Below are 20,797 nucleotides of genomic sequence, written 5' to 3'. Positions count from 1 at the left end.
CTAGATTATGCCTTGACTAATTCATTAGTTAACTTCTTGGCTTTTGAAAAATCAGTTTTACCAGAGCCAAGTTTAGGTATAGATATAACCCTAAAGTAGTTTGTTGGCTTATATAAATTCTCTATACCAGAATGTCTCACAATCTCTTTAAGATCAGATGGTTCAAGATCTTCGAGAGTATAAAGTAAACTAATTATCTCACCTCTTTTTGTATCTGAGGTTGCTACTGCTAAAACTTCAAAATCTATCTTGTGTGAATCATAGCCTTTTTCTCTTAAGGCATCATAGACTTTTTGTTCAAGCAAGCCTAAACTCACCATCTCACCAGCAACTTTAGCAAATCTAGAATATCTATCAACAACTGTCAAATAACCTTCTCCATCAATTTTGCCTTTATCGCCAGTTATATACCATGTATGACCATATTTTTGTATCATCACTTCATTTGTCTTTTTAGGGTCATTAAGATAGTAATCCATCTTATTAACACCCCTATATATAATCATACCCTCAACTCCAACTGGAAGCTCTTCATGCGATTCAGGATGAATGATCTTAAACTGTCCCCCTGGTACCGTTAGCCCAACAGTACCTATTTTGTTTGGTGATTTAGTTGGTCTATTAACAGCAGCCACAGGTGAAAGCTCAGTTGTACCATAACCTTCGTTAATAACTTTATCAAATTTATCTTCAAACATTGTACGGACTTCTTTTGAAAGCTTCTCAGCGCCTGTAATAATCAATCTAAGTGTAGCAAAATCTTCTTTCTTGACCGATTTATTCTTAGTATAAATTCGCAAAAATGTCGGCGTAGCACATAGCACTGTATTTTTATTTTTTCTAATCAAATTTGCAACACCCTTTGCATCTGTTGGATCCGGATGACACGCGATATAACCACCTTGAAATAGTGATACTAACGAAATAGTAAGCCCAAACGCATGAAATATTGGCAGTATCCCTGCTACAGAATCATTTTCCTTACATTCGATAACATTTGTACTTTGATACACATTTGCTAAGAGGTTTTTATTCTTTATAACTATACCCTTAGGCACGCCCTCACTACCACTACTGAATATTATAAATGAAACATCATCTAGCTTAGTTGACTTGAGATATTTTTTAACTAACCACGAAGCAGGCAAAACTTTAATTTGTAAGAATGTTTTAATTGCTTCTGCCTTAGTAATCTTAGCCTTGATATCCTCAAGATAAACAATCTTACACATCGAAAAAACTTCTTCAACAAAGAAGCCTTTATGTGTTAGTTTCTCGACAAATGCTTTTGAAGTAATGATAGTTTTTATTCCAGCATTGTTAATAGAATGTCTTAATGACTCCTCAGAAGCTGTATAGTTTAGATTAACTATTGCTTTAGCACTCATCATCAGTGCTAAAATCGCTAAATAACCTCCGCCACTTGTCGGCAAACATACACCGACATTATCCTCTTGCTGGGTAATTTCTTGAAGCTTTCTAGACATTAAAACCGCACCAGTAGCAAATTTATAGCCATCTAATGCAACACCTGTTGTATCTGTCAAGACTAGATTATTTTTAGCATTAAGCATCTGTCTAAACCATATTTCTGCAGGTGCTTTGAGTTGATTTAGATACCCTTCCCATGTTTTTACAGAAAGATTCTCGATCTCTTCATTCAAACATCTAAGATTTTCTAACTTAGCAATATCAAAATAGATTTGTCTATCTAAATTTCTTCGTTGTGAAAAATATGGCATTTCTGGACCACAGATAAACAATATAAATCTATTGTCACTTTGCTCAACTTGAGAAGTTAAGTTTTTATTAACTAGTAGTACGCCTTGATGATCCCAAAAGCTAATATGATCGATATATTTAATACCAATCCTATCCATAACCTTCTCAAGACCCTTAGCCCTATCATCAAAAGCGCCTAAAACTGTGATATGCTTATCTTCAAGGTAAGTTTTCAATGCTAATACTGTAACTATAGTAGTATCATTAGCTACAATTATTGAGCCGTTTTTAAAGATTTCAAAATCAATATTTTTATTACAGTCATATATATAACGCTGATTTAGCCTTTTATGTATTGAAGATTTAAGCTTTTTTAAACTCATTTTCCTACCAGTATCAAATCATAAATAGTAAGCTTATAGATAAGATACTATGTTATCATATACTCACTTTAATTTTTATAATAAAATTATCTTATGCCTGAACTTCCTGAAGTAGAAACAGTAAAAAGAGGCTTAATTAAAAATATTATCGACAAAAAAATACTTGATATTGAGATTAATACAGATAAGCTTCGTTATGCTATTGATAAAGACCAGTTAGTAAAAATTAAAAATAAAATAGTCAAGCAAATTCAACGTAGAGGCAAGCACTTAATAGTTGTCATTGAGGATGATTTACAATTAATTATCCACTTGGGCATGTCTGGAGTTATTAAGGTTATAGACTCAACAAACTACAATAAAATCAAACATGATCACATCGTTGTAACGCTATCAGATAATCTATCTTTAGTTTACAATGATCCACGCAAATTTGGCTATTGGTTAGTAAATACTAATCACACACCGCTTGAACATAGAGTTTTAGTATCGCATGGTGTCGAACCTTTAACAGCTGATTTTAATAGTGATTATCTACTTTCTAAACTCAAGCAAACCTCTAGAAAAATCAAGCAAACTATTATGGATAATAATATTGTCGTTGGTGTTGGTAATATTTATGCTAGTGAAGCGCTATTTGATAGTAATATCTTACCAATAAGAGGATCTAATACTATTACTAAAAAAGAAGCAGAGAAATTAGTGTCTTCTATTAAAAAAATACTTGAGAAAGCTATTGTTCAAGGTGGAACCACACTTAAAGATTATAAAAATACTGAGGGTAAACCTGGTTATTTTGCTCAACAATTAAATGTCTATGGTAGAGCAAACCAGCAATGCTATGTATGCAATACAAGAATTGAAAGTTTAGTTATAGGTCAGAGAAATACTTTTTTCTGTAAAAAGTGTCAAAAATAACCTTACATCGCAAGAAAATACTCATGTATAGTAGGATCTTGAGTTAATTCAGGATGAAAACTACTTACAAGAATATTTGCTTGTCTAACTAACACTGGCAAATTTTGATATTTGGATAAGATATCAACCTGGTTGCCAACTACAATAAATTTTGGTGCTCTGATAAAAACACCTGTAATATTTTTATCGTTAAAACCAATATCAGCAACAAAACTATCTACTTGACGCCCATAGGCATTTCTTTGAACCTCTAGGTCTATCAAGTTTAGATAACCTTCTCCTTTTGACAAAATTATGCTACCAGCACATGTACCAAAAACTGGCTTATTACTACAAAAATCATATAGCTTATCAAAAATTTGATGCTTATTTAGTAGATTTAATAAGACTGTACTCTCGCCACCTGGAATAACAAGCTTATCAATACTGTCGAAGTCATTTTCAAATTTAACTAGTTTTACCTCAACTCCCAAAGATTTGAACATATCAATATGCTTTTGATACCCACCCTGAATCGCCAATACTCCGACTTTTTGCGCCATTATTACCAACCTCTTTGTGAGAATTTCTCAAAATCACAATTAATTCCTGTCATCGGTTCACCAAGATCATGCGAAACTTCAGCTAATATTTTAGCGTCATTATAATATGTAACTGCACTAACTATTGCTTTAGCTCGCTTAAGAGGATCTGCAGATTTAAATATTCCTGATCCAACAAATACTGACTCAGCTCCTAGTTGCATCATCAATGCTGCATCTGCTGGAGTTGCTACTCCTCCTGCGGAAAAGTTTGGTACTGGTAACTTACCATTTTTATGCACATACTTAACTAGATCATAAGGTGCTTGCATATTTTTTGCTATAGCCATAAGCTCTGATTTATCAGCATTTTTGATATAGTTTATATCTTTATTAACTTGTCTTAGCTGCCTTACTGCTTCGACTATATTACCTGTACCTGCTTCGCCTTTAGTACGAATCAATGCTGCACCTTCGCCTATTCTTCGTAAAGCTTCACCAAGGTTAGTACAGCCACATACAAATGGTACTTTAAAGCTATCTTTATCAATATGATTTAACTCATCAGCTGGAGTTAAAACCTCACTTTCATCAATAAAATCAACCCCCAAAGACTCTAGAATTTGTGCTTCGACAAAATGACCAATTCGCGCTTTTGCCATCACTGGTATTGAAACTGAGGACATTATCTCTTTGATAAGTTTAGGATCAGACATCCTAGCTATACCGCCATCTTTTCTAATATCAGCAGGGACTCTCTCAAGAGCCATTACAGCCACTGCCCCAGCTTGCTGAGCTATTTCTGCTTGTTCAGCATTGACAACATCCATGATAACTCCACCCTTTAACATCTCTGCTAAACCTATCTTTATGTTAATATCTGACATTATTGACTCCCTTAATTTTGTCATACTAACTAACTTAAATAATTATAATTTTTTTAGGTGCTATAGATAAATTAATTTTTGTTAAGATTTAAAAATGATATAAGATAATTTTAAAAAAATTAGATATGATTAAACGTCTAAGTTAACCACATTAAGAGCATTTGACTCAATAAAGTTTCTGCGTGGCTCAACCTCATCACCCATTAGCGTAGTAAATAATGCATCTGCCTCAACCGCATCTTTTATTGATACTTGTAATAAAACTCTATTATCAGGATCCATAGTAGTCTCCCAAAGCTGACCAGGGTTCATCTCACCTAGACCTTTATAACGCTGGACATCATTACCTTTTCTAGCTTCTTTAAGCAACCAATCAATTGCTGATTCGAAATCATCAACATATTCTTTTTTAGCCCCTCTTTCCACATAAGCACCTTCAAAAGATATATCTGATAAAACATCTCCATATGTAACTAAATCTTCATAATCTTTGGTACTAAAAAAACTACTCTTAACTATATAATCAGTATCATAACCATTAATATAATGATTAACCCCATACGATATAGTTTCTTTACTATCCTCACCTATACCTTTTGTTTGGATAAGCTCAAAGCGCTCATAAGATAAAGCTTTTTGATTACACTTCTCAACAATTTTCTGCCACCACTCAGAGATATCAGCACTTTCATCAACATACTTAGTTCCATATGCCATAACTCTAAGAAGTTTCTCAGGATATGTTTTTGTATATTTTTTAATTACTTTCTGTGACTTTTGATAAAGCTCGTAATAGTTAGCTAAAACTTGACCAGAAATAACATTACCATTACTTAAATAGATACATGCACCTTCTAGACCTATATTACCAAGATATTCTGCTAAAGCATCTTCATCTTTTAGATATGTCTCTTGCTTACCTTTTTTTACCTTATATAAAGGTGGTTGAGCAATATATAGATACCCTCTCTCAACAAGCTCTGGCATTTGTCTATAGAAAAATGTCAAAAGAAGTGTTCTAATATGCGAGCCATCAACATCAGCATCCGTCATTAGGATAATTTTGTGATATCTAGTTTTATCAGGATTATAATCTTCCGCACCTATACCACAACCTAGAGCTTTAATAAGTGTAGCTACCTCTTGAGAGCCAAGCATTTTATCAAAACGTGCTTTCTCAACATTAAGAATCTTACCCTTTAATGGCAAAATTGCCTGCGTTTTACGATCACGAGCCTGCTTTGCTGATCCTCCTGCAGAATCTCCCTCAACAAGATAAATTTCAGACAATGCCGGATCTTTTTCTTGGCAATCTGCTAACTTACCAGGTAGACCAGCAATATCCAAAGCACCCTTACGGCGCGTCATATCACGCGCTTTACGAGCGGCTTCACGCGCTTTTGCTGAGTCTAAAATTTTCTCACATATAATTTTAGCTTCTTTAGGGTTTTCTAAAAGAAACTCTTGTAGCTTTTCATTAACTAATGACTCTACAGCTGATTTAACATCGGATGATACTAATTTATCTTTAGTTTGTGATGAGAATTTTGGGTCAGGAACTTTCACAGATAATACTGCCGCTAAACCTTCGCGTGTATCTTCACCTGTTAAAGTAACTTTTAGCTTTTTATTTAAACCCTCTGATTCAATATAGTTATTCATCGTACGAGTAACTGCTGCTTTAAGACCAGATAAATGCGTACCACCATCTCTTTGTGGGATATTGTTTGTAAAACAAAAAATTGATTCTTTATATGAATCATTCCATTGCAAAGCAAGCTCTACTTGAATATCATCTTTGATACCATTGACAGCTATAACATTTTCATGAATAGGTTTTTTGCTATTGTTCAAATACTTAACAAAAGCAACTATACCACCATCATACTTAAATATTTCTGACCTATTATTAATTTTATCAATAAGCTCAATTTTGACACCGGAGTTTAAAAAAGATAACTCACGAATCCTCTTCATCAATATGTCATAATCAAAGTCTACAAATGAAAACGTTTCTTTACTCGGTTTAAAAGTAATTAGTGTTCCGGTCTTATCTGTTGAACCAACTTCTTTTAATGGAAACTGTGGTACTCCATGAACATACTCTTGATAGTGCTCGATACCGTTTCTATAAATTGTTAACTTTAATTGTTCTGAAAGCGCATTAACAACTGATACACCAACACCATGTAAACCACCTGATACTTTATAAGAGTTATCATCAAATTTACCACCAGCATGCAGCACAGTCAAAATAACCTCTGCAGCAGAGCGCCCTTCTTCTTTATGAATATCTGTAGGAATACCTCTACCATTATCTGATACAGATACAGAGCCATCCTTATTTATAATAACTTTAATATCATCACAATAACCAGCTAAGGCTTCATCGATAGCATTATCAACAACCTCAAATACCATATGATGTAAGCCGCTACCATCATCGGTATCACCAATATACATCCCAGGTCTTTTTCTAACAGCATCTAAACCTTTAAGTACCTTAATACTCGATGAGTCATAAGCTTTATTCTCAGACATTAATAAGCTCCAAATTTATCGTTATATTTTAAAATTCAACCATTAAGTATTATACCACAAATAAATCTTGATTATTAATGTTGATAACAATGTGAGTTAATAAACATTGAGGGTTTTTCATTTTATCCAAAAATGCTAATATTAACTCTAATAGTTTTGCAGATAGGTTCATTTTAAAATTTTGAAAAAAAAAAACATATTGATCTTAATATTAATAGTTGTTGTTATAGCAGCAAGCTTTTTACTAGGAAAAAAATCAGGTTTTAATAAAGCTGAGTCAATTCATGAAAGTGAACTTAGAATACTTGAACAAAGCAAACTATCTCAAACACCTGAAGATAGTTTGAACTGTCGCCCTGAAGTTAATCCAAAAAAAGATAACTATGTAATTGGTTATGGCAGCCTTATGAATAAAGATTCTAGGCAAATAACTGTTCCAAATGCCACATATGCTGCACCAATTTTAGTCAGTGGTTTTGAAAGGTTATGGGCTTCACGTGGTGAGAAATCTCGTGCCACATTCTTACTTGCAGTTCCAAACAAAGGTTATGCAATGAACGCAATATATTATAAAGCCGATGCTAAGGATATCTCAGCTACAGATCTAAGAGAAGCATCATATTGTCGTGTAAAAATACCACGCAAAGATATTGTACCTCTAGGTATCAAGAGTTTACCAAAAGGCGATTTTTGGATGTATGTTAAAGATTTTAAAGATGCTGAATTTCCAAATAAAAACTATCCGATTTTGCAGACATATGCTGATGTTTTTATGACAGGATGTCTACAGACTCAAGCGGAATTTAACCTAACTGAATTTGGTAAACTTTGTTTCGATACAACATATAACTGGGATCTAGCAAACTGGTTATATGACCGTTCAAACCCTCGCTATAGCAGATATTCACAAGATACTGAAAAATATCGTCCACAAATTGATAAAATCATTCGCCGCTTAACTTTTGATGATGATCCTCTATAATTTATAACAACTTAAATTTCTCATAGATTTTAAAATGAAAATAACAACTAGAAAAATTTGCATAGCACCAATGCTTGACTGGACTGATAGGCACTATCGTTACATGATGCGTCTAATCACCAAGCATACAATGTTATATACTGAAATGGTTACTTTAAACGCAATCTTACATGGTAATAAAGAATTTTTACTTAAATATAATCCCCAAGAAAACCCTGTGACACTACAGTTAGGTGGTTGTGTTCCAAAGGACTTTATCAGTTGTGGCAAACTCGCCGAAGAACTTGGCTATAATGAAATTAATATAAATGTTGGCTGCCCAAGTGAAAGAGTTAAAAAAGGTAATTTTGGTTTATCATTAATGGCAGAACCAGAGCTTGTAGCAGACTGTGTCAAAGCGATGAAAGATAACCTAAATATCCCAATTTCTGTTAAATGTCGTATTGGCTATGATCATAATGATAGCTATGAAGAGCTATATAATTTTGTTGATAAACAAGTTCAAGCAGGAGTAGATTATCTTTGTATTCATGCACGCAAAGGTTGGCTTAGCGGTCTATCACCAAAAGAAAATCGTACCATACCTGAGCTTAAATATGATATTGTCTACAGTATCAAAAAAGATTTCCCAAATCTTGAACTAGGGATTAATGGCGGTATTACAACGATTGAAGAAACTCAACAGCACCTTAAATGTGTAGATAGTGTTATGATAGGTAGAGAAGCATATCATAACCCAATGTTATTTAAAGATTTTGATAATATTTTCTATAATCAACCTACCACTGATATATCAGCGCTAGAAATTGCTTATAAGATGGCTGAATATATAAAAGTCCAAATGGATAATGATCCGTATATAAAACTTAACAATATAACTAAACATACCTTAAACCTATTTAATGGTTTACCTAATGCTAAAGTATATCGTCGTTATCTAAGCGAAAACGCTACAAAAAAAGAAGCTAATGTTGATACTTTTTTAACAGCTTTAGAAGTTTTTGAGTAATAGAATAGTCTATTTAATCTCAGTTTGATAATTATTTAATGTTTAAATATTTTATAAAAAACTATTGAATAAATCACAAACTTATTCATTTTGATAGAAAGTTAACTATAAGAAATTTATCAATTAATTTTGATTCCAAGTTGAGAAGCAAGATTTTGGACATCTTTTTTATTGATACTCTTTAAATCATTTGCATTTAAATCTTGGATAGATTTACCATTAATTTTAGTATTGTTAATAATTTGTTGAGCTTTCTTATCTAACCCTGTCTGCTTAGCTACTTGATTTGCAACATTTTTAACAGTATCAACATTTAGTAAGTTCTTTAAAGAAGATGCATCAACACTAAGGTTAGGTTTATTTAAATCTCCCGATATAACTCCACCTAAGGTTAGATCAGAAACATTTTGTCTCAACTGTTTGAAAATAACTGCTACATTATTAAACTTCAGTTGAAGTGGGATATTAAATGTTATGTTTCTTATGCCACTAAACTGCCATGTTCCTTGACCTGATACAGCTAAACTATCAGCATCTAAACTAACATCTTGAATAGTTAACCCCTTAACATCATTACCAGTAATATTTTGTAAGTTAAACTTAACTGTATTATCAACATTTTGCTTGTTAGAAATAACAATATTAGCATCAAAATCATTATTGTTAGTTGATTTAATAGCTATCGTAGTCGGCAATCCTAGTAAAGCAGGATTTGTTGATATATTAGTTATATTTGCATTATATATAGTTCCTGCATCCTTATAGTCCCTAATATCAATATTTTGAATCACAAAACTTGGATATTTATCACGCAAATCTTCATTTTTGACATTTGCATAACCATATACCCTAGCCTCAGCTTTTGGAGTAATCTCTTGACTCACTTGTCCTGATTCAGCAGTATCACTAGACCTAAAGTTAGATAAAAATTCTGCTACTTGTTTAATACCATTAGCAATATCTTTAGCTTGCTGACTATTTTCTTTAAGTTTTTGAAGGTCAACTTGTTGTAATTTTTCACCAACCTTACCAACAGTCTCAATAGCCTGTTGTTTTATAGTTTCTGAACTAACCTTAGATTGTTCTGAAGTTAAAGATTTTGTATCAATGTATAGTTTGGCTTTGGTAGTTCTTTGCTTATCTAAAGCCACTCCAGTTACAACAACATTTTTTAGAGTAATTTGTCGCGTTAGCAGGTTTGAGATATTTATACTAGCACTGATAGATTGTGCGTAGAATCTGTCTTTATTAAGATCATTAGGATCTGCTGCTCCCAAACCTGTTATCTCTAGTTTAGCATCAGTTAAATCTAGATTTAGAGATTGATAATCAACCGTTGCTCCATTAGCTTTAGTTAGCTGCTGTTTGATGATGTTTGATACTAACGATGTTTCTAGAAGCTTTGGTGAGTATATTAAAGCCGCAATAATTAAAGCTACAAGTATAACACCTGTTAATCTAAATGGCTGCCTAAACTTGCGATTTTGCATCTCAACCCAGTTAACTTTAGCAATATTCTTACCTAAGAAAATCCAACCAGCAATTTTAACAAAAAGGTTTTTTGTAATTTTGTTATAAAGCTCTGTACCAGACTGGATTTTTGCCATTTTTGCAACTATTTTTTTATAAATCTTTGCAATAATAACCCCAAATATCACCCCTAAAACTATAGCAACAACAAATGCACCTGTTACAAGATAATAATCAAAACCTGCATATGCAACTACAGGAGTATTTACTAAAATTTTAAATAACGGCTGGGTGAACCCATCAAGTAAAAATGTCCCCACTGCAAAGCTAACTCCTTGTAAGATATAAGAGAGCGCTTTAGCAATAATTGCAATAAAAACAAATACACCGATATTTATTCTTAGGATTATAACTAGAAATAGTACTCCTATAAAAAGTAACGGTGAATAAGCAATACCTGGAACAAACCCAAATACAAACGCTAAAACAGCTGTAAGAAGCAATTGAGCTGGGGTAATTTTCGAGAAAACCGTCGCCTTAATTTTGTTGAATATATAATCAAACATTTTTAACTACCTTTGTTTTGTAATTTTACCAAACTAACATTACCATATTATAGGCAATTCAAACATTAAAATAAGTATTTTTATTAGAAAAAATAATATAAATGAGTTATTATTTTGTTTGTTATCTAATAAAAATTTTCATCAAACTATCAAATAAGGAAGAAAATCAATGAACTTACATGAATATCAAGCTAAAGATCTTTTAGAAAGCTATGGTCTAAAAGTTCAAAAAGGTATCGTAGCTCATAACCCAAATGAAGCTGCTCAAGCATTTGACCAACTTGGTGGTAAATTTGCTGTGGTTAAAGCTCAGGTACATGCTGGTGGTCGTGGTAAAGCTGGTGGTGTAAAAGTTGTTAAATCATCTCAAGAAGCTCGTGAAGTAGCAGAAAGCCTAATCGGTACAAATCTTGTTACTTTCCAAACTGATGCTGAAGGTCAGCCAGTTAATTCTGTAGGTGTATTTGAAGATGTATACCCTGTTACGCGTGAGTTATATCTTGGTGCGGTAGTTGATAGATCTAGCCGTAAAGTAACATTCATGGCTTCAACTGAAGGTGGTGTAGATATTGAAGAAGTAGCTCACAATACTCCAGAGAAAATCCTTAAAGTAGAAGTAGATCCATTAGTTGGTCTTCAACCATTCCAAGCTCGTGAAGTAGCTTTCAAACTTGGCCTTGAAGGCAAGCAAATCAATGATTTCGTTAAAACTATGCTAGGTGCTTACAAAGCATTTGTTGAGTGTGATTTTGCATTATTTGAAATCAACCCTCTTGCTGTTAGAGAAAACGGCGAAATCGTTTGTGTTGATGGTAAAATCAACCTTGATTCAAACGCTCTTTACAGACACCCTAAATTATTAGCTCTAAGAGATAAATCTCAAGAAAATGCAAAAGAACTTAAAGCTTCTGAGCATGAGCTAAATTACGTAGCTCTTGAAGGCAACATCGGTTGTATGGTAAACGGTGCTGGTCTAGCAATGGCTACTATGGATATTATCCAATTATACGGTGGTAAGCCTGCTAACTTCCTAGATGTAGGTGGTGGTGCTACTAAAGAAAGAGTAATCGAAGCTTTTAAACTAATCCTAGATGATGAAAATGTAAAAGCTGTTTTAATTAACATCTTCGGTGGTATCGTACGTTGTGATATGATCGCTGAAGCAATTATCGAAGCTGTTAAAGAAGTAAACGTAACTGTACCAGTAGTTGTTCGTCTAGAAGGTAACAATGCAGAAAAAGGCGCTAAAATATTAGCTGATTCAGGTTTAAAACTAATACCTGCTGATGGTTTAGCTGATGCTGCTGATAAAGTTGTGAAATCACTAGGTTAATAAATTAAAACAGTTAAAAGGATATTAAATAATGAGCGTATTAGTTGATAAAAATACAAAAGTTTTAGTACAGGGTTTTACTGGTAAAAATGGTACTTTTCACTCAGAACAAGCTATTGCTTATGGTACAAATATTGTAGGTGGTGTAACTCCTGGTAAAGGTGGTACTACTCACTTAGATAGACCTGTTTTTAATACAATGGCTGAAGCTGTTGCAGCTACTGGTGCAGATGCATCTGTAATCTATGTACCAGCTCCGTTTGTAAAAGATTCTGCAATTGAGGCAATCGATTCTGGTGTTAAGCTAGTTGTAATCATCACTGAAGGTGTTCCAACTCTAGATATGCTAGTTGTTAAAGAGTACTTAAAAGATAAAGATGTAAGAGTAATTGGTCCTAACTGTCCAGGGATCATCACTCCAGGTGAGTGTAAGATCGGTATTATGCCTGGTCATATTCATATGAAAGGTAAAGTTGGTATCATTTCTCGTTCTGGTACTTTAACTTACGAAGCAGTTGCTCAAACTACTAAGCTAGGTTTTGGTCAATCTACTTGTATCGGTATAGGCGGAGACCCTATCCCAGGTATGAACCAAATCGAAGCTCTTAAACTTCTAGAGAATGATCCACAGACTGAAGCGATCATCTTAATTGGTGAGATTGGTGGTACTGCTGAAGAAGAAGCTGCTGAATATATCAAGCATAATGTAACTAAGCCTGTTATAGGATATATCGCTGGTGTTACAGCTCCTCCAGGAAAGCGTATGGGTCATGCTGGTGCTATCATCTCTGGTGGTAAAGGTACAGCTGAAGAAAAATTTGCTGCATTCGAAGCTGCTGGTATTGCTTATACTAGATCTCCTGCTGAGATTGGTAAAAAGCTTAAAGAAGTTACTGGTTGGTAATTTTTATTTTCTAAACTTTTTTCTTTATCCATATTTCAATTTTATAATTTCCAAAAATCTAATTTAAGGTGATAATATAACTTAATATAAGTTATTACCTTACTAGTGAAATTATGCTAAAAAATATAGTTTTATTCTTCAATATCACAATACTACTCCTAACTACAAACATAGGATATTGTTTATCAGAGAATAAAAATATAAGTGCTGTAACACCAAAAATATTAAAAAATGAAAATCATAAACAAAATAAAGAATGTAGTACACTATCTACAATCCTTATGACTCCTATCTCAGCAATAGGTATAGGAGTAAGAACTATTCTAATGGTGCCTGTAGGCTTGCTAGGAGGAATGGCTGGCGGAGCTATGATGTCCCCGATGATGTTTGATAGTGGTGGCTTAAGTAAAAACTCATTTATACAGCCATTTCAAATAGGTGGAGCTGTTATTTCAGGAGCTGTTTTAGGTGCAGGAGTAGGAGCTGTTGAGCTACCATCAGTTACAGCATCTAGCCTAACACAAAAAACAAAAGATGATTGCGATCTTATATAAATACCTAAATAACTTTAATAGAAATTTACTATGATAACATCATAAATCAGTTTCAAATATTCTGTAATCCTTAGAATTACTAAGCTTACATTGAATAGAAAAGCGAGAAATAATATAGCAATGATCGAAAAAAATGGTACAAAAATTTTTTATAGTGTTGTTGTCAAGGATCTCCTCTTGTTATGCTACCTGGACTAACAGGTGATCAAACAATGTGGGGCATATGCCACATATCGAAGATTGCAATCAAGTTGTTCAAAATATAAATGAATTCTTAAATCTTATTTGATTATTTTTATAACTAGCAGATCTTAAAAATCTTCCTTAGCCTCTCTAGATCAATTCTATTACCTATCAATATTAAAAAATATAAAATGTTATAATAACAAACCATAGATAAAACTAACTTATAAAATTATGCCATCTCCATATAAAAAAACTATTATAATAACCGGTGCAAATAGAGGTATAGGTCTTGGTTTCGTCAAACACTATTTAGGAAAAAACTTTAATGTAATCGCAACTTGCCGTGATCCAGCTAAAGCAAATGACCTAAAAGAACTTTCTAAGGAATATCAAAATCTTATTATAGAAAAACTTGATGTTAGTAGTCCTACAAACCAAGAGCAATTACTTCAGAAATATAAAAGTATAGTTATTGATATATTAATAAACAATGCCGGTGTTTATCCTGAACATCATCAAAAATTCAGTATTTCTGAAACTGATCCAAACTGGGTAAATAATGCTTTTCAAATAAACTGTCTTGGGCCTTTTCAACTTATACATAATTTTAAAGATAATTTACTGAAATCAACAAAACCTATAGTTATCAATATGGGTAGTCAAGCAGGATCTATTAGTCAAACACAAGCTGGTTTTGGGTATGCTTATCGTATCTCTAAAGCGGCTCTTAATATGCTAACCAAAACCTTTGCTGCTGAATGTCCTCAAATAATAACTATAAGCCTAAGACCAGGTTGGGTTAAAACTGCTATGGGTGGAGATAATGCTAATTTGGAAATTAGTGATAGCATCCAAGCAATGACTAATCTTATTGAAAATCTCAGTCATAAAGATTCTGGGAAATTTTTAGATGCCCAAAGAAACCAACAACCATGGTAAATTAATAGCATAAACTTTAATAATAAAAATTAAACTGTTATTCTTAGTCAAAGAATATAAACTTCAATAATTATTGTTATTAAAATGACCTCTTATACGACTATCAAGAAATTAAGTATTATTTGTTTAGTTGGCGCACTAATCGGTTGGGTTTTATATCCTTTTATCTATCCCATTTTATTTGCTGGACTACTTGCGATAATCCTTGCACCTTTACAATTATACTTAGAGCAACATATTGGAAGACATAAAAGTAGTTTTCTAATTGTGATTGCTATCTTATTATGTATTTTTATACCCTTACTCATCGTATTATCTTATGTGATTACAGAGATTATTTCATATTTACAGCATAGCGAATCTCTATCTCAAACTTTTTCACAATTAAGCAAATCAATAGCAAATATTCCTTACATTGGTACTACTCTTCAAGAACATTTTGATAAACTTCTCAACATGGTTAATCAAGATAAAAATATGATAATTTCTAATCTTGGAAAAATCTTACCAACAATAAGATATATCGGCTTTACATCAGTAAGTCTTGTAACTGATTTCTTAATAACGCTTTTACTAGTCTATCAATTTTTAGTAAGTAGTACTAGTTTAGAAAAATTTCTCAAAAAAATTGTGCTAAAGGATTTTCATGATAGTGATAGTTTTATATCAGCAGCCATTGTGACAACTCGTAGAGTTAGTTTAGCAATATTTCTCACGGCAATGCTTGTCGGATGTATCATGACAATTACTTTCTCCATGGTAGGTATACCAAGCCCTATATTATTTGGATTTATCGCCGCTATTGCTTCAATGGTTCCATTTATGGTTGGTATAGTTTATATCTTAATTGGTGCGAGTGTATTTGTTATATATGGTGCAACAAAAGCTATTATTATTTTGATTATTGGTTTTAGTCTAAATATTTTTACAGATAATATTATGCAACCAAAAATTATTAACAAACAAGTTAAACTTAGTTTTGTTGCTTCACTAATAGGTATTATGGGAGGTATTCATGCTTTTGGTTTTATTGGAATATTTCTTGGTCCAGTAATATTTAATGTGGCTTTTGTAGGTATTGAAAAACTAATGAACAACCAAGAATACTAAAAAAGCTATATTACAAAAGATTTGTACAACTTATAAGCAAAAAATTTTGCTTACATCTAACTCCTTTTAAGCATCATATTACAAGAATCAAACGATTTAAATCAAAACTTGAATTTTATTGATTGTTTATATACTTATACAAATTATATACTTGTATAACCAGTTTCGATATCGTACCTAAGTATTTGTTGAGCATCTTTTTCTAATTCTTCAAAATTATCATTTTGTAATACCATAAAGGCAACAATATCAAGTATTGATAAATTTGAGTCATTATTTCTAACATAACCAACTGGCTTTAGCTGATTAACTACTTTTATGGATGAAAACGTAGATTTTAAAGTGTTAAGATCAATTAACGGATTGTTAGTAAAATTATACAAGCACAATGTTTTTGCAAACATTGCTTGTCTTTGTGGTATATTTCTAGCTAAAATCTTCTCGGCAAATATATCTAATTGAGTTTTATTACCAGTAAATGCAGCGGTAATATTTGCAGCTCCAGTTGCTCCTGATACTCTAGGATTTAACTCTATTAATACCGGTTTATTATCTGCAGTAAGAAAAAGTTCGCTATGAGAGAAGCCATTTTCTAAACCTAATGCTGAAAGTACTGGCTTTATATATTGAGTGATTATATCTAGAATAACTTGATCTTTTTCAAGCTCTGATGATATAGGAATAGGCGTACCTTTAAATATTATCTTATCATACTTCTGAATTGACGATATATAGTGTTTTCCATTAACAGAAAAAGCGTCTACAAAATATTCCTTGCCTTGAATCAACTCAGAAATAATAAATTTATCATAAACCCTAGCCATTGGTGATACTAGGCGCTGTTTCATATAATTCTCTTTGTCAAAATCGGAGTTTAAACGTTGTGCACCTATACTTGCACTACCATCTAAAGGCTTGATAAAACAAGGATAATCCATATCTACTTCAGTATAATCTTCATAACTGATTTGTTTTTGGTTTATATAGTTTAAACCCTTAGCTCTCAGAACCTCATGGGTAAGATATTTATCTTTTCTAACTAAGCTAGTATTAAGACTATTTGCATATTGCGGAAGTAATTTATTCATAAGTCTATCAAATATTAGGATAGACTCTTCTTGTCCACATATAATGTAGTCAAAATTTAATGACTCGAGGTAACTGATATCAAAATTATCCTCGCTTGCAATAATAATGTTTTTTATTTTGATTATAACTTTTTCTATAAGCTTTAAGATAACAATAGGATCTAAAGTTATTATGATAAATATTTCAACATCATTTTTGAATAATTCGGTTATAGTATACTCTGCAGATGGGCCTGGATTAACTATTAGTACTCTCTTAGTTGTAGTTTTAAACATATATTTTATACCTCTGCATTAACTATATAATTCAGTAAAATCATCATATCAAAAGCTTATGATTTAGCAAAGATAACAATTATTAAATATAATTAAGCTTATAAAACAAATCTATGACAAGCAAAAATCTTTTTCATTAGTCAAAGAATATAAGAAAATAAATATAGTGTTTAATAATATGATTTAGTTAAAAAGTTTGGCTATAATGGATTTAATGTATTTATTTTTTTTAGCTAATGGAATCTTTAAAACACCCTAAAGGACTTAAATTTTTATTCTTCGCAGAAATGTGGGAACGCTTTAGTTTCTACGGACTGTCAGCAATTTTAATCTTATATATGACTCAAAGATTAAATTTCAGCGAAGCTAGCTCTGCTTTGATATTTGGCAGTTATGTGACTTTTCTTTATATCACTACAGCTGTTGGTGGGATATTAGCAGATAGAATCATCGGTTATAGGCGCTGTGTCCTGATAGGTGGAATATCTATTATGACTGGACATATAATTATGGCTTTGTCCGGCTCTAATGACTCAGCATTATTTCTAGGCTTGGGATGTATATCTGCTGGTACAGGTTTTTTTAAATCCAATGTATCTACTATGGTTGGTAGGCTTTATGATGATAAAGAAGCTCTACGCAATAGTGGCTTTGCTTATTTTTATACAGGGATTAACTTTGGATCTGTTCTAGCAACTTTTATTGTTGGCTTTGTTGGTGAAAAAATTGGTTGGCACTATGGTTTTGGTCTAGCAGCTTTTGGAATGGCTCTAGGATTGCTCTGTTTTGAGCTTGGCAAAAAACATTTTCCTAAAAGTTGTGATGAACCGAACTATAACATTATGAAAAGAAGACTTTTTTTAGGACTAAATGTTTGGCAAGCAATTATTTTATTTGTAATGTTTTCAGCATGTATTTTTGCTTATCTAATAGCTCATCCAACAGAATCAATGGTAATAATTTCATTATCTGGAATAGTTCTATTAGTTTATCTAGTCTCTCTATGGAAATCTCTTGGAAAAGCTCAAAAGACTAATATTGCGATTTTATTAATACTTTCAATATTTATGTTGTTCTATTGGTCACTAAGTAACCAAACATCTATTAGCATACCTTTATTTATAAAGAGTAACATTGATCTGCATATTTTAGGTTTTGATATGCCTGTGACTACACTTATGGCAACACAATTAACATTACTAATAATCATAAATCCTTTCTTTGGTATTCTATGGCAAAAATTAGGACAATATAACAAAGAACCATCTGATGAACTTAAATTTGTCTTTAGTTTAGTATTTCTTGCACTATGCTTTTTATTTTTGAGTATAGCGGGATCTATAGCAGCTCATGCTGGGCACTCAAATGTTATGTGGTTACTACTATGTTACTTAATGCTTGTATTTGGTGAGCTATGTATTTCTCCAGTTGGTTTAGCCTTAGTTACTCGTCTAGCTCCTGAACATCTAAAATCTACGATGATGGGTGTATGGTGGACGATTAGTGCTTATGCAGGATTTTTTGGTGGTATCATAAGCTCTCATATTGCTGTTACTAAAAATACGCCTGCTGGCAGCTTTGCCTCAGGATACTTCAAACTTTTTATTGCAGCAATTATTATGGCTGTTATATTATTTGCCTTAACCCCAATATTAAAAAAACTAACTAAAACTAAGGTATAAAAAATGATTTTAATTGCAAATGATGAAGGTCGTGGTGGCGTAACTGAAGCTTTTAAAAGACTAAAAAATAGAGAAAATGGTCTTCGTGCTATTATAGAAGGTATCAAACTTGTCGAAAATGATACTACTATTAAAACTGTAGGTAGAGGCTCTTGGCCTGATATATTAGGTAATGTAACTCTAGACGCATCTGTAATGGATGGTGATGACTTACGCACCGGATCTATCGGAGCTCTTAAAGGTTATGCCAATGCTGTTGAAGTCGCTTATGAGGTTATGCAAAGATTACACCATGAGATATTAGTTGCTGATGGAGCTAATAAATTTGCTGATGAAATCAATGCTACAAAAATTGATAACTTATTACCAGAGATCAAGAGAGTATGGCAAGAGCATTTAGATAAGCATTTAACTATCGAACAAAGAGCTAAATTTCCAAATATTCCATTAATTGAACTTAGCAAATTTGCTATAGACCCTGAAAAAGTTTTTGATACTACCGTATATTTATCAAAAGATCATAACAATACAATCTCATCTGCCACAAGCACTTCTGGTTGGGCTTGGCGCTATCCTGGTAGATTAGGAGATAGCCCAATTATTGGAGCTGGCTCATATGCCGACTCTCGATATGGTGCTTGTGCATGTACACATACTGGTGAGATGGCTATTCGTTGTGGTACAGCTAGATCTGTAGTCTTGTATATAAAAATGGGAATGTCTGTAAAAGATGCTGTATTAGAGGCAACTAAAGACTTACGCCATCTGAAAACTGGATACCTTGATGAATTAACGATTCATGCTATTGATAATCAAGATAATTATTATGTGGCTAGTTTCAAAGGTAGTGAGCCAGTATTCTACTGGGTTTGGACTGATGATATGGATGAGCCTGTTAAGAAACAGGCTGAACTCATTTCATAAATAAACGCAGATTCGCGGCTAGTAGTTTCAAAAACAAGTGATTAGAAAATAAAACTATTTGAACAAAGTGAGTTTTTTATTTTCAATTTGTTTTAAACTACGATAGCATAGTCTAAGCAGTTTTGCATACTTTTTCTGCTATAAAAAAAGTATGTCGCTATAACTTACTTAGTAAGTAGCTAAATCAATACCTACCCAATCACCCTATACCCAAACCAATCAGGTTTTAAATCATACTTTTCATTATCTGGAGTTAAGTGGATATACTTACCATCTATAGAACTAAGCTCTAAACAATCATCAACTTCCATAAGATTATCTTTATGCTGATGTAATAAGTTTTTTAGTAAGCTTTTCTTAGCTTTCTCTTTTGCTTCCGTCTTATCTGCAGCAACAAACAATGCAAACTCATGTAACTCATTTAGCTTAGACTCTTCATAACCTCCAAAATTAACAAAATATAACTTTTTACTAAACTTTGAGGTTTATCTTCTATAGATATCTTATAACCATCTACTCCTTTAACAGCTTTATAACTATCTAGATGCAACCCTTTAATAGTTCCAAACCAATTTTGTCTAAGTTGCTCGTAAGTATCTTCGATAGTATTACCTACTACAAACTGTACATCATGTAGTTCGATATTTGCTTTTGGAGCACTACCACCGAGATAAACTATAAATAATTGACTCATGAAATTCTCTAAATTTACTTATTTTAAGTAAAGTATATCTAACTTTTTTTACCAATGTCATGCTAATTATTTGCACATTAGTGATTAGTAGTTTCAAAAACAAACAAT

At 32.5% G+C, this 20,797-nt stretch carries 16 protein-coding genes and 1 pseudogene; 10 read left to right on the top strand and 7 right to left on the bottom strand.

The genetic code is table 11. The features are described from left to right. Positions 1–5: 5 nt before the first annotated feature. On the bottom strand, positions 6–2,105 hold the full coding sequence (migR, locus tag FSC454_RS02725) for an iglABCD operon regulator MigR (RefSeq protein WP_066044982.1): 2,100 nt from the start codon (positions 2,103–2,105) through the stop codon (positions 6–8). 93 nt (positions 2,106–2,198) lie between these two features. Here migR and mutM point away from each other — a divergent pair, with 93 nt between their 5' ends. Then, positions 2,199–3,023, top strand: coding sequence for a bifunctional DNA-formamidopyrimidine glycosylase/DNA-(apurinic or apyrimidinic site) lyase (gene mutM, locus FSC454_RS02720; protein WP_066044980.1), 825 nt, complete (start codon positions 2,199–2,201; stop codon positions 3,021–3,023). 2 nt (positions 3,024–3,025) lie between these two features. On the opposite strand, the gene pdxT is transcribed toward mutM, so the two are convergent. From pdxT to gyrB, 3 genes are all read right to left on the bottom strand, one after another. Continuing rightward, a complete protein-coding gene (pdxT, locus tag FSC454_RS02715; protein WP_066044978.1) occupies positions 3,026–3,565 on the bottom strand; it encodes a pyridoxal 5'-phosphate synthase glutaminase subunit PdxT in 540 nt (179 codons plus the stop codon). 2 nt (positions 3,566–3,567) lie between these two features. Continuing rightward, positions 3,568–4,431 (bottom strand): pyridoxal 5'-phosphate synthase lyase subunit PdxS, encoded by an 864-nt coding sequence (gene pdxS / locus FSC454_RS02710; protein ID WP_066044976.1) that lies wholly within the window; start codon positions 4,429–4,431, stop codon positions 3,568–3,570. 129 nt (positions 4,432–4,560) lie between these two features. After that, complete coding sequence (gyrB, locus tag FSC454_RS02705; RefSeq protein WP_066044974.1) at positions 4,561–6,972, bottom strand: DNA topoisomerase (ATP-hydrolyzing) subunit B; 2,412 nt, start codon at positions 6,970–6,972, stop codon at positions 4,561–4,563. 181 nt (positions 6,973–7,153) lie between these two features. On the opposite strand from gyrB, the gene chaC reads away from it, so the two are divergent. After that, positions 7,154–7,954, top strand: coding sequence for a gamma-glutamylcyclotransferase ChaC (gene chaC, locus FSC454_RS02700; protein ID WP_044247247.1), 801 nt, complete (start codon positions 7,154–7,156; stop codon positions 7,952–7,954). 34 nt (positions 7,955–7,988) lie between these two features. Further along, entirely contained in the window at positions 7,989–8,963 is a 975-nt protein-coding gene (dusA, locus tag FSC454_RS02695; protein WP_066044973.1) for a tRNA dihydrouridine(20/20a) synthase DusA, read from the top strand. Between the two features lie 119 nt (positions 8,964–9,082). Here dusA and FSC454_RS02690 read toward each other — a convergent pair whose 3' ends face one another. Beyond that, positions 9,083–10,999 (bottom strand): TIGR03546 family protein, encoded by a 1,917-nt coding sequence (locus FSC454_RS02690; protein WP_071794765.1) that lies wholly within the window; start codon positions 10,997–10,999, stop codon positions 9,083–9,085. Positions 11,000–11,168: 169 nt separating this feature from the next. Here FSC454_RS02690 and sucC point away from each other — a divergent pair, with 169 nt between their 5' ends. The 5 genes from sucC to FSC454_RS02665 all read left to right on the top strand — a co-directional run bounded on the left by sucC (position 11,169) and on the right by FSC454_RS02665 (position 16,025). Beyond that, positions 11,169–12,332: an ADP-forming succinate--CoA ligase subunit beta gene (sucC, locus tag FSC454_RS02685; RefSeq protein ID WP_014547848.1), complete on the top strand. Its 1,164-nt coding sequence runs from the start codon at positions 11,169–11,171 to the stop codon at positions 12,330–12,332. A 31-nt stretch (positions 12,333–12,363) separates the two neighbouring features. Then, the gene (gene sucD / locus FSC454_RS02680; RefSeq protein WP_003020335.1) at positions 12,364–13,236 is read left to right on the top strand and encodes a succinate--CoA ligase subunit alpha; all 873 of its coding nucleotides are present in this window, start codon (positions 12,364–12,366) and stop codon (positions 13,234–13,236) included. Positions 13,237–13,349: 113 nt separating this feature from the next. Further along, the gene (locus FSC454_RS09930) at positions 13,350–13,790 is read left to right on the top strand and encodes a hypothetical protein (RefSeq protein ID WP_231865136.1); all 441 of its coding nucleotides are present in this window, start codon (positions 13,350–13,352) and stop codon (positions 13,788–13,790) included. Between the two features lie 417 nt (positions 13,791–14,207). After that, positions 14,208–14,915: an SDR family oxidoreductase gene (locus FSC454_RS02670; RefSeq protein WP_066044968.1), complete on the top strand. Its 708-nt coding sequence runs from the start codon at positions 14,208–14,210 to the stop codon at positions 14,913–14,915. 69 nt (positions 14,916–14,984) lie between these two features. Further along, entirely contained in the window at positions 14,985–16,025 is a 1,041-nt protein-coding gene (locus FSC454_RS02665) for an AI-2E family transporter (protein ID WP_156470841.1), read from the top strand. Between the two features lie 143 nt (positions 16,026–16,168). Here the strand turns inward: FSC454_RS02665 and FSC454_RS02660 are convergent, their stop codons facing one another. Beyond that, positions 16,169–17,389, bottom strand: coding sequence for an ATP-grasp domain-containing protein (locus FSC454_RS02660; protein WP_066044965.1), 1,221 nt, complete (start codon positions 17,387–17,389; stop codon positions 16,169–16,171). 236 nt (positions 17,390–17,625) lie between these two features. Between FSC454_RS02660 and FSC454_RS02655 the strand changes: the two genes are divergently transcribed. Next, positions 17,626–19,071 (top strand): peptide MFS transporter, encoded by a 1,446-nt coding sequence (locus tag FSC454_RS02655; protein ID WP_066044963.1) that lies wholly within the window; start codon positions 17,626–17,628, stop codon positions 19,069–19,071. Between the two features lie 3 nt (positions 19,072–19,074). Then, positions 19,075–19,995: a glycosylasparaginase gene (locus FSC454_RS02650; protein ID WP_066044961.1), complete on the top strand. Its 921-nt coding sequence runs from the start codon at positions 19,075–19,077 to the stop codon at positions 19,993–19,995. Positions 19,996–20,186: 191 nt separating this feature from the next. Here FSC454_RS02650 and FSC454_RS02645 read toward each other — a convergent pair. Further along, positions 20,187–20,689 (bottom strand): annotated as a pseudogene (locus FSC454_RS02645) (DUF1543 domain-containing protein). Positions 20,690–20,797 lie beyond the last annotated feature (108 nt).

The sequence above is a fragment of the Francisella hispaniensis FSC454 genome (assembly GCF_001885235.1).
GTDB lineage: Bacteria > Pseudomonadota > Gammaproteobacteria > Francisellales > Francisellaceae > Francisella > Francisella hispaniensis.
The sequence above is the reverse complement of the archived record's forward strand: the minus strand, read 5'-3'. Positions and strand labels throughout refer to the sequence as shown.

Bases quoted from the DNA above. Each gene is read 5' to 3' on its own strand.
- migR (WP_066044982.1), bottom strand. From the start codon at position 2,105: ATGAGTTTAAAAAAGCTTAAATCTTCAATACATAAAAGGCTAAATCAG.
- mutM (WP_066044980.1), top strand. From the start codon at position 2,199: ATGCCTGAACTTCCTGAAGTAGAAACAGTAAAAAGAGGCTTAATTAAA.
- pdxT (WP_066044978.1), bottom strand. From the start codon at position 3,565: ATGGCGCAAAAAGTCGGAGTATTGGCGATTCAGGGTGGGTATCAAAAG.
- pdxS (WP_066044976.1), bottom strand. From the start codon at position 4,431: ATGTCAGATATTAACATAAAGATAGGTTTAGCAGAGATGTTAAAGGGT.
- gyrB (WP_066044974.1), bottom strand. From the start codon at position 6,972: ATGTCTGAGAATAAAGCTTATGACTCATCGAGTATTAAGGTACTTAAA.
- dusA (WP_066044973.1), top strand. From the start codon at position 7,989: ATGAAAATAACAACTAGAAAAATTTGCATAGCACCAATGCTTGACTGG.
- FSC454_RS02690 (WP_071794765.1), bottom strand. From the start codon at position 10,999: ATGTTTGATTATATATTCAACAAAATTAAGGCGACGGTTTTCTCGAAA.
- sucC (WP_014547848.1), top strand. From the start codon at position 11,169: ATGAACTTACATGAATATCAAGCTAAAGATCTTTTAGAAAGCTATGGT.
- sucD (WP_003020335.1), top strand. From the start codon at position 12,364: ATGAGCGTATTAGTTGATAAAAATACAAAAGTTTTAGTACAGGGTTTT.
- FSC454_RS09930 (WP_231865136.1), top strand. From the start codon at position 13,350: ATGCTAAAAAATATAGTTTTATTCTTCAATATCACAATACTACTCCTA.
- FSC454_RS02670 (WP_066044968.1), top strand. From the start codon at position 14,208: ATGCCATCTCCATATAAAAAAACTATTATAATAACCGGTGCAAATAGA.
- FSC454_RS02660 (WP_066044965.1), bottom strand. From the start codon at position 17,389: ATGTTTAAAACTACAACTAAGAGAGTACTAATAGTTAATCCAGGCCCA.
- FSC454_RS02655 (WP_066044963.1), top strand. From the start codon at position 17,626: ATGGAATCTTTAAAACACCCTAAAGGACTTAAATTTTTATTCTTCGCA.
- FSC454_RS02650 (WP_066044961.1), top strand. From the start codon at position 19,075: ATGATTTTAATTGCAAATGATGAAGGTCGTGGTGGCGTAACTGAAGCT.